Source organism: Bacillus cereus ATCC 14579 (assembly GCF_000007825.1).
In the GTDB taxonomy this organism is placed as follows: domain Bacteria; phylum Bacillota; class Bacilli; order Bacillales; family Bacillaceae_G; genus Bacillus_A; species Bacillus_A cereus.
Window position 1 is genome coordinate 1844697 of record NC_004722.1, and the last position, 16106, is coordinate 1860802.

Genomic DNA, 16106 nt, shown 5'->3' on the forward strand with positions numbered 1-16106 from the left:
GGTGAATGAGCCAGAACAAGGTAGAAACTCAGGTGATTGCAGACATATCTAATTTAATAAGTAACCTTGGAAGAGCTACACAAGCATGGAATACATTTTTTCAGCAGATTAGTAGACCACCTCCTATCCCACCAGCACCGCAACCGCCGTCACCTCCACCATTACCGCCAGCGCCACCAGCACCACCGCCTCCTGATTATTCAGGGTGGCGTGCTAGATTTCAAGAAGTAGGTAATCAAGCAATTGAAATGGGTCGACGTGTACAGCAAACAGGGCAAACAATGCAAAATGCATTTGGTCCTGCAGCTGCAGCGTCGGCTTTTGCTTTAGGGAGTATGATTCAAAAGTCACGAGAATTTGAATCGCAGACTCGTAAAGCGGCAGTTTTAACTGCAGGTGACTACGGTCAAGTAAAGAAAGCGATTCTTGATATGGCAAAGGATTCTGTGTATTCAACAGGGCAGGTAGCAGCGGCTTTCGCTGAAATGGGTGCGAAAGGTTTCGATTCGGCTCAAGCAACGTCCGCATTACCTGGTGTGTTGAGTGCAGCGGCTGCGTCAGGCGAAGACCTGGGGATGGTTGCTGATACGATTACGTCAGCTTTAAACTCATTTGGTATGGAGGCAAGTCAAAGTACACATGTTGCTGATGTTCTAGCAACAGCCGCAAACGCAACAGCTGCAGGTGTAGGGGATATGCAATACGCTTTTAAATATGCGGCGGGTCCAGCAGCTCAATTAGGCATATCGATGGAAGAATTAGCGGCTTCTGTTGGTATTATGTCAAATAGCGGTATTAAAGGGGAGACCGCTGGTACAGCATTACGTGCATCTTTACTACGTTTAGTTAAGCCGCCAAAAACAGCGGCAAATGAGTTAAAACGGCTTGGCGTATCTATTACGGATCAACAAGGTAATATGAAACCATTGTCTCAAATTATTGGTGAGTTGAAATCAGGAATGGAAGGTATGACAAGTGCACAAAAAGGTGCGGCGTTAGCAACAATATTTGGGACAGAAGCTGTATCTGGTATGATGGCACTTGTAGCAGCGGGACCTGAAAAGATTGAAGCTTTAACACAATCCTTAGTGAAATCGGACGGTGCTTCTAAAAAAGCTGCGGACTCTATGCTTGAAGGATGGGCCGGAGCACTGACGAAAATGGAATCCTCTCTTGATGCTGCAGCACGTGCGTTTACTGATGCATTAGCTCCTGCATTAATGGCTGTAGCTGGAGTAGTTGAAACCTTAGCAAATGCGTTTATGAAATTACCAGCTCCTGTGCAGACGGTGATTGCTTCGGTAGTAGCATTTACTACGGCTTTTTTAGTTATAGCAACGGTAGCGGGTATTGTTATTAACGCAATCGGCGGTGCAATTATCACTCTCGGTCAACTTATGCTATGGATGTCGGGAACATCAAAAGGTGCGGTAATGCTGCGGGCTGCTTTGTCAGCACTGAGAGCCGGATTTGCCTTATTGTTAGGACCGGTTGGTGCGGTTATTGCAATTCTAAGCTTAGTGGGGGTAGCGCTAGTTCAACTATACAAACATAATGAGACTTTTCGAAATGCCGTTAATAATGCATGGGAATCAATAAAAAGTGGGACAGTAGCGGCAGTTGAAGCTATGAAATCTGCTATTGATTCTTTAGGTTCTTATCTTGGGACAATACCGGGAAAATTTTCAGCAATGGGTACAGCAATCGGCACAGCATTAGAGGCAGGGTTAATTAAAGCGGGTCAAGTATTTTCTGGTTTTGCAATAGCTGTAGAGAATTCGCTAGTTACGATAAAATCAAAGTTCAGTGAGTTTGGTCAAGGAATAAGCGGTGCGTTTAGTTCAGCAATATCAGGACTTAGTTCAGCATTCTCCGGAATTGGTTCTGCCGTTTCTCCAGTGATTGACTTTATAAAAATGTCCTTCTCTTCAATAGGAAATACGATAGCTACTTTAACACCATTAATTGTACGTTTAGGTTTATCGTTTTTAGGTGTTTCTGGACCCGTAGGGTGGGTAATCGCTATTGTAGGTTCTTTAGGTGCTACGATATTTAAATTGATAAATACAAACGATCAAGTGAAGTCTGCTTTTATGTCGGCTTGGCAGTCTATACAATCAATTTTTAGTTCTGTAATGTCTGCGATTTTGCCTGTTGTTCAGTCAATAGCTCAAGGGATTACACAAGCATTTGCACCACTTGCTCCTGAATTTGCGAAAACTGGACAAGTTATAGCAGAAAGTTTCGCGACACTTGGACCTGCTCTTTCTGAGTTAGGTGCGGCTTTTGGTGAGTTAGGTGCTACAATAGCTAGTTTGTTTAGTGAAGTAGTACAAGCTGTAGTACCGATAGCACTCGACTTATTCCGTTTGTTTGGAGAAACAATCCAAGCCGTAGTACCTTTAGCGTCTGACTTATTTAAGCTTTTCGGTCAAGTAATACAAGAAGTAATGCCTATGATTACTGAATTAATTCAGATGTTTGCTGATACGACAATAGAAATTATGCCAGTGATAACAGAGGCTATACAACAAGTAGCCCAAATTTTTACTGAGCTAGCAAGCACAGTTTTACCGATATTCGCTCAAGCTTTTCAAACGGCATTCCCTATTATATTACAAGTAATCCAGGCGGCATTTAGCATAGCAGGAATGCTGATTCAAGGGTTTGGAGAAGTCTTATCAATCATAGCGACGTCGGTGATTCCGATTATTCTCCAGGCGGTACAAGCGGTCTTCCCAGTAATAGCTGGGATTATAGCTGCTGCGATTTCCGTTGCGATTCCTATTATTCAATTATTGGGCCAGGTAATCTCTATCATAGCGAATACAGTTATCCCTTTAATTTTACAAATCGTTCAGGCGGTTTTCCCGGTAATAGTTTCGATAATTCAAGCGGCGATTCCCGTAGCGACTGCGATACTTGAAGGTTTAGCGACAATAATAAAAGGCGTAGTGATCCCGGCGATTCAATTTATTTTGTCGATTGTCCAGGCAGTTTTTCCAGCTATTATGGGCGTAATAACCTCTGCTATTGGGATAATCACCAACATAATAAAGCTTTTCACTTCAGTTTTAAAAGGTGATTGGAGTGGAGCGTGGAACGCGGTGAAAGGCATTACGTCGAGTGTAATGTCATTAATCGGAAATATCATCCAAGGGGCGATAAATTTAATTTCCGCGGTCGTGACTGGTGGGCTAAATCTAGTAAAATCTATTTTTTCTAGTGTTTTATCAGCGATAGGTTCTCTAGTAAGTTCAATTTTTTCAGGTATAGGTTCAGTCATTTCATCTGTTATGAACGCAGCAGGTAGCATCATTTCTTCAATTTGGAATGCGGCTAAGTCAGCGACATCTAACATCCTAAATTCTATCTATAACACAGTGACTCAAATTTTTGGCAATGTAAAGTCATTCCTAAGCGGAATTGATTTAGGAAGCATAGGAAAAAATATGATGCAGGGGCTTTTAAATGGTATAAGCTCTATGGCTGGGGCTATTTGGGACAAAATTACGGACATTGGAAATGGAATCAAAGATAAAATTTCTGGTCTGTTATCGATTCACTCACCGAGTCGTTGGTTCAGGGATTTCATTGGTGTCAATATGATGAAAGGTTGGATTAATGGTATAGATGCTATGAAAGGTGCTGTACAAAGAACAACCGAACAAATGACTGAATGGATGAAACCTGAAGCCCTACAAGTAGAGACTGTATACGGAATGCCAAGAGGACTTGGCGCGTACCAGACAGCTAAACCACAAACAAGCTCAGGGAATACGGATGCCGGAACTGCTTCAAATTCTACAGCTAGTGAAAGACAACCCGCTTATATTAATATACAGCTTGGTAGACAAGAGTTTAATAGGTTCGTTGATGATATCACTGGAGAGCAAGAAGCTGTGAAAAAACGGAAAGAAGTATTTTAAAGGAGGGCGGTAGATTGTTAGTTTTTAATGGGATTAATTTAGAAGAATATTTCGAGCAAAAATACGAAAAAGGATTTTTTATGGTTAACGATATAAGAGGTCGCGGAATTTTAAGTGATGAAATTAATGAGTTAACCGTACCTCACCGCCCAGGTTCATATTTTTTAAGTAAAAGGACTCCCAAGAGAGTATTAGAAGTAGATTTCTCTCTTAAGGGAGTCTCTCTTTTTGAACTAAGGAAACGGATAGACGAATTAAATGGTTTATTAGATACAGAAGGACCTGTAAAAATTACCTTCACAGACGAACCAGATATTGTGTATTACGGGATTAAGGAATCTGTAGAGGAGACTTTAGAAAAATCTAATATTCATCAAGCAACTATTACACTAGTATGTCCAATGCCATATAAGTTAGGAAAAGAGCAAACCGTTGAATTTAAAAAAGATGTTAATGGGTTAGTTGCTAATATCCAAAATAAAGGAACAGTTCATTCTAACCCTATCATTGAAATTGATATTACAAAGCCAAACACTTTTTTAGATGTATGGTTCGGCGGGGTGTCTTTAAGTGATCGAGATTATTTTCGTATCGGTATGCCACTAAAAACTGTGGAAAAGCCTGTAGAAAGGAATCAACGTATATTATGGGATGAAATGGCTACTACGGTCGGATGGAGTAAAGTCAGCTCAATGGAAGATGGGGAACCGGTTGGCGAAATGAAATCCGATAAATATCAGTTTTATTGTTCTGATTTTGGCACAGGAACAGGTAAAGGTTGGCATGGTGCAGCGGTTAAAAAAAGTATACCTGGTGGTCCAGTAGAAGATTTTATTATGCAAGCTTACGTTACTTGTAAGAGCAAGAAAATCAATGAAATGGGACGGGTTGAGATAGCGATACTCGATGAAAACAGCAAAGTTCTTTCGAAAATTGCTATGAATGATCTTTATTGGCAAGCTGAACAAAATTTTGGAACGATGGTAATTGGATATGATAATAAGCCGGGGAAAACAGGGTTTGATCTATGAGAGTGGCGATTACCCAAATACATGGAATCAATATTTGGGTCGATTGTGGATAGCTAGGACCGGAAATGTATGGGAAGCGTATATTTCAAAATTCCTTCCAGGGACAGAAAAAGATGATTCAGAGCGCTTTGCGAGATGGACTGATAAAGACAATAAGCATATGGAAAAAGCAGCTCAAATACAGATTAGTATCATGCAGTGGCAGGATGTACCGCCAGTAGAAGCGATGTCAGTTAGTGATTTGAAGTTTTGGAAAGTGAATTTAAATACGAATAACACACCACCTTATATAGTTGATGTTGGTGATAAAGTCGTGATTGATACAGAAAGTAGTCATGTCAGTATTGAAGGAAAAAACGCAATTAACATAAAAGAGTTTTTCAGTAATTTTCCTGTTATTAATAAAGGCGCTAATATACTCGAAATTATACCATCTGATATTGGAACAGCAAAAGTTAAATATAGGGAGCGATTTCGATGAGAACACCAAGCGGATTACTTCATGTTGTTGATTTCAAAACAGATCAAATTATATCCGCTATTCAACCAAAGGACTACTGGGAAGATAAACGTCATTGGGAAATCAAGAATAACATTGATATGCTAGAGTTCAAAACTTTTGACGGCACTCCACATGCAATTACATTACAACAGCAGAACTTGGTTTTAAAGGAAGTACGAGATGGTCGAATTGTTCCGTATGTTATTAACAATGAAGTAGAAAAAGATTCAAAGGATAGATCATTAACTGTACACTCTTCCGGTGCCTGGGTTCAAATAGCCAAAGATGGGATTATTAAACCTCAACGTATAGAGAGCGAAACAGTTAATACGTTTATTGATATCGCTCTTGCTGATTCAAAATGGCAACGTGGAATAACGGATTATTCTTCATTCCACACGATGACTATTGATGAATTCATCGATCCCCTCACTTTTTTAAAGAAAATTGCGGCTTTGTTTGAGTTGGAAATACAATATCGTGTTGAAGTATCCGGTTCTCAAATTACTGGATGGTACGTCGATATGATAAATAAACGAGGGAGAGAAACAGGGAAGGAAGTAACCCTGGGAAAAGACTTAGTAGGCGTTAGGCGCATTGAACATTCCAGGGATATTTGCACAGCACTTGTCGGTTTTGTACGAGGTGAAGGTGACAAACTTATCACGGTTGAGAGCATCAATAACGGACTTCTTTATATTACAGATAATGATGCCTTTCAACGCTGGAATGCGCATGGTAAACATAAATTTGGTTTCTACACTCCAGAAACAGAAGACCGAAATATGACACCACAGCGATTACTGACTTTGATGAAGACGGAATTAAAAAAACGTGTCAATTCTTCAGTCGCATATGAAGTAGAAGCGCAATCGATTGGACGTATTTTCGGATTAGCGCATGAACTAATTAATGAGGGCGATACAATCCGAATCAAGGATACAGGCTTCACGCCTAAGTTATACCTTGAAGCACGTGTGATTGCTGGTGATGAATCTTTTACAGATCCTACACAAGATAAATATGTGTTTGGTGATTATCGCGAAATTACTGATCCAAATGAAGAACTACGAAAGATATATAATCGTATTCTTAGTTCATTAGGAAGTAAGCAAGAACTGATAGATCAGTTAGATAAATTAGTGAAAGATGCAAATGAAACAGCTAGTAATGCTAAGAAGGAATCCGAAGCAGCGAAAACATTGGCTGAAAAAGTGCAAGAGAATCTTAAAAATAACACGGTAGACATCATTGAAGCTAAGAATCCACCGACAACAGGACTTAAACCTTATAAAACACTTTGGCGTGATATTAGTAATGGGAAGCCTGGTATTTTAAAAATATGGACAGGTGCAGCTTGGGAATCAGTTGTTCCTGATGTGGAATCAGTTAAGAAAGAAACATTGGATCAGGTGAATAAAGATATTGAGTCTACGAAAACGGAGTTAAATCAAAAGGTTCAAAGTGTGGAAGGTAAAGCGCAAGAGATAGCTGGACAAATAGTGGATGTTCAAAAGCAAGTTAATGGAAAAGTGGATCAAACATGGATTAATACACAGTTAAAAGATAAAGCTGATAAATCTGGAGTGTTTACAAAAGAGGAAATTAACAATGGATTTATTGGTAAACAAATCTATGAAACTGATAAGAATGGTAACGTTAAAAAGTTCCAAGATATTAACACATCTATGAGTCAAACAAATGAGGCTCTTAAACAAAAAGCAGAGAAATCTGAGCTAACGAAAACAAACGATGGTTTAACTAAACTGCAAAACAAAACAAATGAAATTGAAACAACAGCAAATGGTACTAAACAAAAGTTAAACGAACTAGAGACCACTGTTAATAACACAAATGTCGGTGTAAGAAACTATGTCCTTGATTCTGATAAATTTATATCTCCACCTAATACTATTCAAAATTTTAAATTTGTAAATGATTTAAAAGATTTACAAGGAAAACAGGTTACATTGAGTGTTTCTGTTGAAATTAAAAATGCAAAAACAGGTGTTAGTCCAAATAATAGAATTGGTTTTGAACCTTCCATACGATATTCCGATAATTCAATTCAACATCTAGGTGCTTGGTTAAGAATAACGGATGGTATGAATTTTAAAGGTATCATAAGTACAACTGTGTGGATTAAAGATATAGAAGTTTTAAAAACAGAACAGAATGCAGTGTATATCCAATGTGGCGGTGACTATGTAAAAGTAGGTAGACCTAAAATAGAAATCGGAAACAAAGTAACAGATTGGACACCAGCGCCAGAAGACCAAGTAACAACAACTGATTTTACTAAAAAAACGGTAGAAATTGAAACTACTATTAAGGGTATTAATACTTCTGTTAATAGTATTCAAAACGAACAAGGAAAGCTTACGGAACGTGTAACAAAATCAGAGCAAACCGCAGATGGATTTAAAACTTCTATTGAATCGTTAACAAAAAAAGATACTGAAATCAGTAACAAATTAAATACAGTCGAACAAACTGTAGAAGGTACAAAAAAGACGATAACTGATATACAATCCGATACAAACGGATTAAAGAAAACAACAACCGAAATTAAAGAGCAAGCTGGGAAGACTAGTGAAAAATTAGAGAGTGTTGAGAAAAAGTTTGATGATATTAAAATTGGTGGCCAGAACTTTTATAAACAAAAATCCTTTGGTGCAGCCGGAGGAACAAGCATAACGTTTGACGATAGTAATAAATGGTGGAACATAGCAATTCCTGCTGGGGCAAGTGGTAGTTGGAAAGGTATTTTATACACTTCTAAAAATGCCTTGTTACTTGTAGGCAGAACATATACCATTAGTTACGAAATTTTTGCTGACGAAGTTATCCCAACCGCAATTGATATTAACAATTTTGGTGTTACTACTGTTACGGGAACAAATGACAATGATCTTGTAGCAAAACGAATTATGCGTACACCTAAAACAATAGCAGGTCAATGGGTTAAGGTGTCTGCCACGTTTATAATGCCCGACAATATCACACAAGATTTGTACGATAATTCTGTTATTGGTGTAGGCAACGGATGGACTCCTACAAAAATCACAAACATCAAGATTAGAAACATGCAATTAGAGGAAGGAAATATACCAACAAGTTATCGTACTCCTTCAGAAGATCAAGTAACAACCGATGAATTCACCAAGAAAACAACCGAGATTGAAAAAAGTGTGGATGGCGTAAAAAACACTGTAACCACTGTTCAAAATAGTCAAGCCGGATTCGAAAAGCGTATGACTACAGTAGAGCAAACAGCAAGCGGACTATCCACCACAGTGGGCAATTTAAATAATGTAGTATCAGATCAAGGGAAAAAGCTTACTGAAGCAAATTCAAAGCTCGAACAACAGGCAACAGCAATCGGTGCAAAAGTTGAGCTTAAACAAGTAGAGGATTATGTTGCAGGGTTTAAGATACCTGAATTAAAGCAAATAGTTGATAAAAATAAACAAGATTTGTTGGGTGAACTAGCTAACAAACTTGCAACTGAACAATTTAACCAGAAGATGACTTTAATTGATAACCGCTTTATTATCAATGAACAGGGTATAAATGCTTCAGCCAAAAAGACAGAGGTATATACAAAAGATCAAGCAAATGGGCAATTTGCCACATCATCTTATGTAAGAGATATGGAAACCCGTCTTCAGTTAACTGAAAAGGGCGTTAGTATATCTGTAAAAGAAAATGATGTAATCGCAGCATTTAATATGAGTAAAGAAAACATTACTTTGAATGCGAACAGAATTAACTTAGTAGGTTTTATTACAGCAAATCATATCAAAGGAAAAGTTTTAGAAGGAGTAACACTTAAAACGAGTGGAAACAGATTTGTTGAAATAAATAAACAAGACATGAAGATTTTCGATTTAGATAAGCCACGTGGCTATATAGGATTTATGGAAACAGATGATGGAAGTATTCAACCTTCATTAGTCCTTGGTTCTGATAATAGAAAATACGCTGGTACAGGATCATTTTATATTTATCAAGTCATGCCGCGAATTAATGGAGTTGATCAACCTTCTAAAGCATATGCAAAATTTGGGATTTCTAAAGGAGAAAATGCAGAAGGAACTAATATTTGGTCAAACTATATTCAAATGCATAATGACGGTGGACATCTGAGCGTATATTCAGATGGACAATTTCGTTTTCAAAACTTGAATAATATTATTTTTGAATCTGAAGGATGGGCTCCAGGATATGGTTACTTCTCTGTAACTACAACTGAACCACATATTTTTACAAATAACGCGGGGCAGTTTACTTTCAAAAGAAAAGGCAGTGACTATAAAATACATTTCGTAAACGGCGCCACCGATCATGATTTAATTATGGGTAATGCAATGATAAGGTCAAGTTTTGTACAAGGTTATAACAATGGCTTGCAGATTAAAGATATGATGGGTAAGGGATGGAAAGATATAGAATTAAGAACATTACGAGCGCAAGAGAATATTAGCGCTACAGGGCGTATGTGGGCGCAAGAATTTATCCCTAATTCTTCTCGTAAGCTTAAAACGGACATAGAAGACCTTCCATTCTCTGCTTTAGATAAAATCAACTCTGTAAACATCAAACAGTATCACTTTATAAGAGATGTTGAACGCTTCGAGTCAGGGGAGTCTATTACACTTCCAATTAATTACGGTATGATTGCGGAAGACTCTGACGATGTATTCACCACACCACAGAAAGACGCTGTAACACTTTATAGCTCGGTTTCAATTTCTATTCAAGGAATACAAGAAGTTGACTTTAAAGTTAAAAATCTTCAATTTGACCACGGTATGTTGAAGCAGGAAGTTGATACTCTTAAAGAACAACTTAAAGCAGAAAAACTTGAGAAAGTTTCAATGAAAGCTGAAATTGCTGAATTAAAGGTATTAGTACAACAATTAATAAATGAGGAACCAAAGCAGCCATAAGCTGTTTTTTATTTTGCATAAAATACGGCTTTTATAAGAAAAGAGGGACAAATAGATGTCTCTCTTTTTATTTTGAAATGAGGTGGTCAAAATGGAAGGGTTACAAGATGTAAGAAACGATGTTCAAGAAATTAAGCAAGAGATCAAGGACATTCGTTTAGAGATTAAAGGGTTAGAAATACGAACAACTGGTAACGAGAAAGATATTGATAATATCAACAAACAGTTAGATAAAATCAGCGCCAATACTACCTGGATTTTACGACTTATTGTCGGTGGAATTGTTGGAGCAGCTCTCACTTTCTTTTTGAAAGGAGGTGGTATGTAATGTTTGAAATGACTGTAATGATTGGAATTGTAGTAGGTCTTTCACAGATTGGAAAAACAATTGGATTACAAACAAAATATGTTCCGTTACTAAATTTAACGCTTGGCATTATGCTAGGCGTTTTATTTATGGGCGGAGATATCAAAACAAATGTATTCCAGGGAATCATCATTGGACTATCAGCGAGTGGATTATTTGCCCATACAAAAATTATGAAAAAGGATGTTGATGCTAAATGAAAAAGACAATGAAACATATTACCTCGTTACTTATGATTCTAGTACTTGCTGTTTCTTTTGCTACAAGTGCTTTTGCTGATCGAACACTTATTATTCCTGATTTACCAAAACAACCTTACCGTTATGGTGTAGGTGCTTATGAGGGCGTTGTAGCGCATTCTACAGCAACTCTAGAAGCTCCAGCTATTAACATTCAAAAATATGAGTCTCGAACATGGAGAAATGCTTTTGTTCACTATGCAGTCGATTGGGACGAAACAATCCAAATTGCTGATACAAAATACATTGCTTATGGTGGCGGTCCTGCTGCTAATAAACGATTTGTACATGTAGAGTTATGCGAAACAGCGGACTATACAAAGTTCAAACGCAGCTATGACAAATACGTTAAGTTACTAGCTAAAATCTTACGTGATCGTGGGTTATCTGTAGAAAAAGGATTATGGACACACAGCGATGTAACTCATTACCTTGGCGGTACGGATCATGAAGATCCAATTGATTACTTAAAGTCTCATGGCGTTTCAGAAGCTCAATTTAGAGCAGACGTACAACGAGCATACAATAATTCTAGCGTGGATGTTTCTGTCCCAGAAAAGCCATCTAAACCAGCGGAAGTACCCACAGCAGTAACAGACGGTATCGCCTATATTGAAGGTTACAACGTTAACTTACGTAAAGGACCAGGTACAAGCTATTCTAAAATTCGTCAACTAAACAAACCAGAATCTTATATTGTGTGGGCTGAAAAGGATGGTTGGCTAAATCTTGGTGGAGATCAGTGGATTAAGAACGATCCATCTTATGTGAAGTTTAATAAGAAAAGCACAGTAGATTCTACTATTGTTGGAAAGCGCGTTGTTTCAAAAGTTAACAATCTACGTTTCTATGACGCTCCATCTTGGCAAGATAAAGATGTTGCTGGTACTGTAAATTCGGGTGAAGGATTCATAATTGATGCGAAAGTAAGTGTAAATGGTTCACCACAATACAAGATGCACAATTCAAAAGGGAACACATACTATATAACAACAAATGAAGCCTATGTGTATGTGAAGTGATAGAAAAATAAAAGGGGTTCTTCTTGAGAGAAGAACCTAGTTTGTAGAACATTATAAGATATACTATCCCCGTAATGGTGTTCTATATCATATGTATGTAATGATGGGCAAAGATATGATGGCAATAAAAACAGAGTACTCTTAACCAGGGAGTGCTCTGTTTTAGTGGTTTCTCTTGAACCAATTTATTTATATACAGAAAATTGGTTTGCATGATTAAAAAGTCAGAAAAAAGCATTTCATGATGGTGATGAAATGTTTTTTTCTGTATATAAAATGGCATCATGCCAGGAGCAGTTTATTTATATGCTATTAAAATAGATGATATGCAATGAGATAAAAAAGAGTATTCCTGGTTGGATGGGAGGAATACTCTTTTTCTGTATTACAGTATTGGCATTTTAATTATATGAATTCATTGCATACAATATGACTTAAAAATAATAAAGACACCTTCCCCAGCTGAAGGTGCCTCATTTGATGATTCTCTAGATGTATAAATAGTATACCCAATATTAGTGAAGGGTAGAACTTATTATTTTTTCAATGTTGCCTGACCTTGACGTCTTTGTACTTTAATCTTAGTTGGCTGGTGGTAGTAATAATTTCCCGTATTTTAACCAATCGTAAATTCGTATTAGTCTTTTTAGTTCCATTGACGCAGGTGTATCTGCGTCCAATTTATCTACATGCTGTTTTAACAAATGATGTAATTCATCGAGGTTAATCCCATCTGCCCCTAAATGAGGAATACACTGGAGGGCTTTTGTAAAATCAGCGTACCCATCTATTGTTTCGGGAATACTATTATACAAACGTAATTGCGATTTTTTGATATCTCTCTGTGATTGAGTCAAAAAGTAATTCATGGTTAGTTTCTTTTCTAGTTTCCTTTTTAATTGTACAGGTAATTCTGCAGTTTCAATTCCGCATTCCTTTATAAACCTAAAAACAGGAAGTCTATGATTTGTTCCTAACAATTGCGGTAATGTCTGGCTAATTAATGCATCATAGTCATATGAAGGTGGATCAGCTAAAATTTCTTTATAAATATCTATTTGTGGAATAGACTGGTACCCTATTGAATTTAAGTAACCTGTATCCAGCATTTCATCTCGAGCCGCCCTAAGTTGTTCCGCTGCTTTAGTTACCCCAACACCTATAACAAATTCAATGTCTGCAGCATTTAGATTTTCTCCATCAATAACTGCTACTTTTCCACTTGGATCATTCGTTTTTACTAATTCATAAATTTGTGATTTAATCTGACGCATAGTTTTCATGCTGAACTTTCTTTTGTTTTTCGATAGTGCTTTATAAACTAATTCGTAGTTATCAGTCTTTATTTTTGTAATCGGAATTGTAACACGGTTACTGGTTGTAAAAGAAGAAGATTCAAAAGCGTCTGCCGCACCACCTGCACGCTCCACAAAAATTAACCGATTTTTAAGTTTATCTATGTTTTCTTGATCTAAACATGCAGTAATAGAATCTAAAATTTGTTGAATATTAGGGTCAGATATTGAATAACCGAGAAAAATGACAGGGTGTTCTATGAAAATTGTTAATAATTTGGCTGCAAGGTATGGGTTCTTTTGATTGAAAAGTTTGTAGTCATTAGAAGTTAGTACTAACGACTCGTGGTTAGTACTACACCCATGTATCTTATAGAGCTCATTGACTTCAAAAGGTTGGGAAAATAAAAGTTCTTTTTGGCCAATATATGCTTTTATATCGGAATCTGCGAATACCTGCTCTAAAAAAATATCCCAATTAGTAGTAATAATGCCGTCTATCACAACTTGTTTTAAAGCATCGATTTCTCTGTCATTATTTTCGTTTTTACCATATTCATAGGTAATATCCCTTAGATATTGGGCAATCTCAATTTTTAGAGGGCTCTCTATAGTATTGATTTTACCTTTAAATTTTTCTCTGCTCGTTAGGTATTTATCATCATCCCACCAAATCGGGTGGAAATCTTGAGCTATTAGTCTTGCAACTTCAGGTAGTTCTTTATTTGCCGTTGAGACATAATAGTCATAACTTCGAGGAACTAACTCCGAAAATTGTTCTAATAGACCATCCCAATTAGGTAGGTTTAAGTATCTTCTAGAAAATCCTGAGCCTATAAATAAAAAAGGTGCTGTACTTATTTTCTTTAGATGTTCTGCTAAAAGTTCTTCTATATTAATCATACTATCCATCCTCAATTATTAAGTTTTATGTGTTGTTAGTACGGCACTTAATAGTTATGGCATTTGATCGTTTTATCTCCACTCTACTAAAGTACGTTTCTTGCAACTTCCACAATTAAAATAACCATTTCCTTTTGTAATTCTTTGTTTATGACTGCAGTTGGGACACTGGATTTCTTGTTTTTCAAACGCTGCATATATAAAGCCTAACGAAAAAAGAAACAGTGGAACCGCAAAAAATAACCCAACTATTGTGATACCTAAGATAACAGAAAGTAGGATGCCAAAAATTCCGGAAACTAATGAAGCTTTACGGCCAAATTTTTCTTTTATGGAACTCTTTTTTTGCTCAATCTCAATAATGTAAGTATTACCGTCTACGGTTGTTTTTGTCTCCATATTTCTCCTCCTTTACCATTTTCGAATAATTATATCAGAGTATTAAGAAATATTTCTATAAACAAAAACAGTACATTTATTTTATGTACTGTACAACGTCTTCAATACGGTATGTTTTATCAACACCGTTTTCTTCAGCTAATTGATTTAAAGCATCCAGGATTGACTTTAATGTGTCAAAACGTACAAGACCAACCTCACCATTAACTAGATTACTAATAGTGGCTGGACGAACTTTTGATTCGACTGCTAACTTGTTTTTGGTAATCCCAATTTCCTCCATTGTTTCTCCTAAAGTGAATACCATAGAACTCATGGTAATACCTCCGTTCATTCCGATCATTTATTACTTTACATTTTACACAATTTACATATCAAAGTAAAACTTTTTTCGAAAGACTATTGACGTATGACTTCTAGAGTTATATATTAACACTAATAAAGTTTTACTTCTAGAGTCATACTTTTATGAAACGAGAAGGGTGGAACGGTATATATGCAAAAAATAAGCGATTACTTCGGTTTAGAAACAAAATCTGATTGTATTTGGTTTTATGGTTTTTATACTGTAGCTTCGGTTTTATTCATTATCAATATGCTTATAGCTCATGTTCTATAAGCTCTTTCTTTAACTAAATATCGGACAACCTCCAGCCTCGTGAGTATCTTCATTTAAAAAAACAGATATACACGAGGTCTAGTTTCCTATTGTCTTTTTTTAGGTAACTAAGAGGAGGATCCACACGAGGAATGACCTAACACTCGTTAAACTTGAACAGGTTAGCTAAGCCAACGTCAGAAAGTTAAGCGTCCTAAAGAATAGCGTTTCCTTGTTTACGTTGTTAGGAGTCTAGGCGAGTACGGCCATTAACGGTACGGCGGTTGCTTGGCGTGTTACGGCACGGGTAGCAGCTGATAATGAAAGAATTATAGGTTACGAGTAATGAAGGATACGCCAGTAGTGCATTTCCTTTCCTGGTTCTTTCTGCAGATAGGACAAGCTTTATCTGTAAAAAGTCAGCTGTGTAAGAGATTACAGCGTTTAAACAGGGTGTTACTATACGGATTCCTTAACCCGATAGACCATGATTGACAGAACGTCTACTTTACGACGCTTTTTATTTTTGAAGCGTTGTAAGGTAGTCATTCTCTGCCCTAGCCGTTGTCCTGTACCCTCATCCCATGATTGTCTGCCGAACACAAAAGTCAAGTGTAAAAATAAAGATAAAAACTTATTAAGGCTGGAGGGGGAGGAATTACTCCTCGATGGTCCAGATCTCCTCGATTGGTTTACCGAGTTCTTTGCAAATTAGATAGGCCGTATCAAAACGAGGTTTAGTACGATTACGAACAATTGCACTAAGAGTAGAATCATCAACTCCAATACGTTTTGCAAAATCACTCTGCTTAATATCAAGCTCTGCAAAGATTACTTTGAGTTTACATTTAAACTTCATATACGTTCAC

At 37.0% G+C, this 16106-nt stretch carries 10 protein-coding genes and 1 pseudogene; 7 read left to right on the forward strand and 4 right to left on the reverse strand.

Going from position 1 to position 16106, the window contains the following annotated elements; genetic code table 11:
- The first annotated feature begins 32 nt into the window (after positions 1 to 32).
- From BC_RS09490 to BC_RS09515, 6 genes and pseudogenes are all read left to right on the forward strand, one after another.
- Positions 33 to 3929 carry a phage tail tape measure protein gene (locus BC_RS09490; protein WP_164928343.1) on the forward strand — a complete coding sequence of 1299 codons (3897 nt, stop codon included), beginning with the start codon at positions 33 to 35 and terminating at the stop codon, positions 3927 to 3929.
- A gap of 14 nt (positions 3930 to 3943) precedes the next feature.
- A pseudogene (locus BC_RS09495) lies at positions 3944 to 5441 on the forward strand (distal tail protein Dit).
- Positions 5438 to 10414 carry a phage tail spike protein gene (locus tag BC_RS09500; protein WP_001260205.1) on the forward strand — a complete coding sequence of 1659 codons (4977 nt, stop codon included), beginning with the start codon at positions 5438 to 5440 and terminating at the stop codon, positions 10412 to 10414. Before BC_RS09495 ends, BC_RS09500 begins: the two are co-directional and overlap by 4 nt.
- Positions 10415 to 10505: 91 nt before the next feature.
- Positions 10506 to 10742, forward strand: a complete 237-nt coding sequence (locus BC_RS09505) for a hemolysin XhlA family protein (RefSeq protein WP_000398730.1) — start codon at positions 10506 to 10508, stop codon at positions 10740 to 10742.
- Positions 10742 to 10981, forward strand: coding sequence for a holin (locus tag BC_RS09510; RefSeq protein WP_000462607.1), 240 nt, complete (start codon positions 10742 to 10744; stop codon positions 10979 to 10981). Before BC_RS09505 ends, BC_RS09510 begins: the two co-directional genes overlap by 1 nt.
- Complete coding sequence (locus tag BC_RS09515; RefSeq protein WP_000753412.1) at positions 10978 to 12042, forward strand: N-acetylmuramoyl-L-alanine amidase; 1065 nt, start codon at positions 10978 to 10980, stop codon at positions 12040 to 12042. The genes BC_RS09510 and BC_RS09515 overlap by 4 nt, the downstream gene beginning before the upstream one ends.
- A gap of 581 nt (positions 12043 to 12623) precedes the next feature.
- On the opposite strand, the gene BC_RS09520 is transcribed toward BC_RS09515, so the two are convergent.
- The 3 genes from BC_RS09520 to BC_RS09530 form a co-directional block, all read right to left on the reverse strand.
- Complete coding sequence (locus tag BC_RS09520; RefSeq protein ID WP_000607108.1) at positions 12624 to 14240, reverse strand: SIR2 family protein; 1617 nt, start codon at positions 14238 to 14240, stop codon at positions 12624 to 12626.
- A gap of 72 nt (positions 14241 to 14312) precedes the next feature.
- A complete protein-coding gene (locus tag BC_RS09525; RefSeq protein WP_000448740.1) occupies positions 14313 to 14639 on the reverse strand; it encodes a hypothetical protein in 327 nt (108 codons plus the stop codon).
- A gap of 76 nt (positions 14640 to 14715) precedes the next feature.
- Positions 14716 to 14955 carry a helix-turn-helix domain-containing protein gene (locus BC_RS09530; protein WP_000097410.1) on the reverse strand — a complete coding sequence of 80 codons (240 nt, stop codon included), beginning with the start codon at positions 14953 to 14955 and terminating at the stop codon, positions 14716 to 14718.
- Positions 14956 to 15135: 180 nt separating this feature from the next.
- On the opposite strand from BC_RS09530, the gene BC_RS09535 reads away from it, so the two are divergent.
- Positions 15136 to 15258, forward strand: a complete 123-nt coding sequence (locus tag BC_RS09535; protein WP_001169624.1) for a DUF3961 domain-containing protein — start codon at positions 15136 to 15138, stop codon at positions 15256 to 15258.
- Between the two features lie 637 nt (positions 15259 to 15895).
- On the opposite strand, the gene BC_RS09540 is transcribed toward BC_RS09535, so the two are convergent.
- Entirely contained in the window at positions 15896 to 16096 is a 201-nt protein-coding gene (locus BC_RS09540) for a helix-turn-helix transcriptional regulator (protein ID WP_000669088.1), read from the reverse strand.
- Positions 16097 to 16106 lie beyond the last annotated feature (10 nt).

What these genes read in the sequence shown, in the direction of transcription:
- BC_RS09525 (WP_000448740.1), bottom strand. Translation starts at nt 14,639, where the DNA reads ATGGAGACAAAAACAACCGTAGACGGTAATACTTACATTATTGAGATT.
- BC_RS09520 (WP_000607108.1), bottom strand. Translation starts at nt 14,240, where the DNA reads ATGATTAATATAGAAGAACTTTTAGCAGAACATCTAAAGAAAATAAGT.
- BC_RS09505 (WP_000398730.1), top strand. Translation starts at nt 10,506, where the DNA reads ATGGAAGGGTTACAAGATGTAAGAAACGATGTTCAAGAAATTAAGCAA.
- BC_RS09510 (WP_000462607.1), top strand. Translation starts at nt 10,742, where the DNA reads ATGTTTGAAATGACTGTAATGATTGGAATTGTAGTAGGTCTTTCACAG.
- BC_RS09540 (WP_000669088.1), bottom strand. Translation starts at nt 16,096, where the DNA reads ATGAAGTTTAAATGTAAACTCAAAGTAATCTTTGCAGAGCTTGATATT.
- BC_RS09535 (WP_001169624.1), top strand. Translation starts at nt 15,136, where the DNA reads ATGCAAAAAATAAGCGATTACTTCGGTTTAGAAACAAAATCTGATTGT.
- BC_RS09515 (WP_000753412.1), top strand. Translation starts at nt 10,978, where the DNA reads ATGAAAAAGACAATGAAACATATTACCTCGTTACTTATGATTCTAGTA.
- BC_RS09530 (WP_000097410.1), bottom strand. Translation starts at nt 14,955, where the DNA reads ATGAGTTCTATGGTATTCACTTTAGGAGAAACAATGGAGGAAATTGGG.
- BC_RS09500 (WP_001260205.1), top strand. Translation starts at nt 5,438, where the DNA reads ATGAGAACACCAAGCGGATTACTTCATGTTGTTGATTTCAAAACAGAT.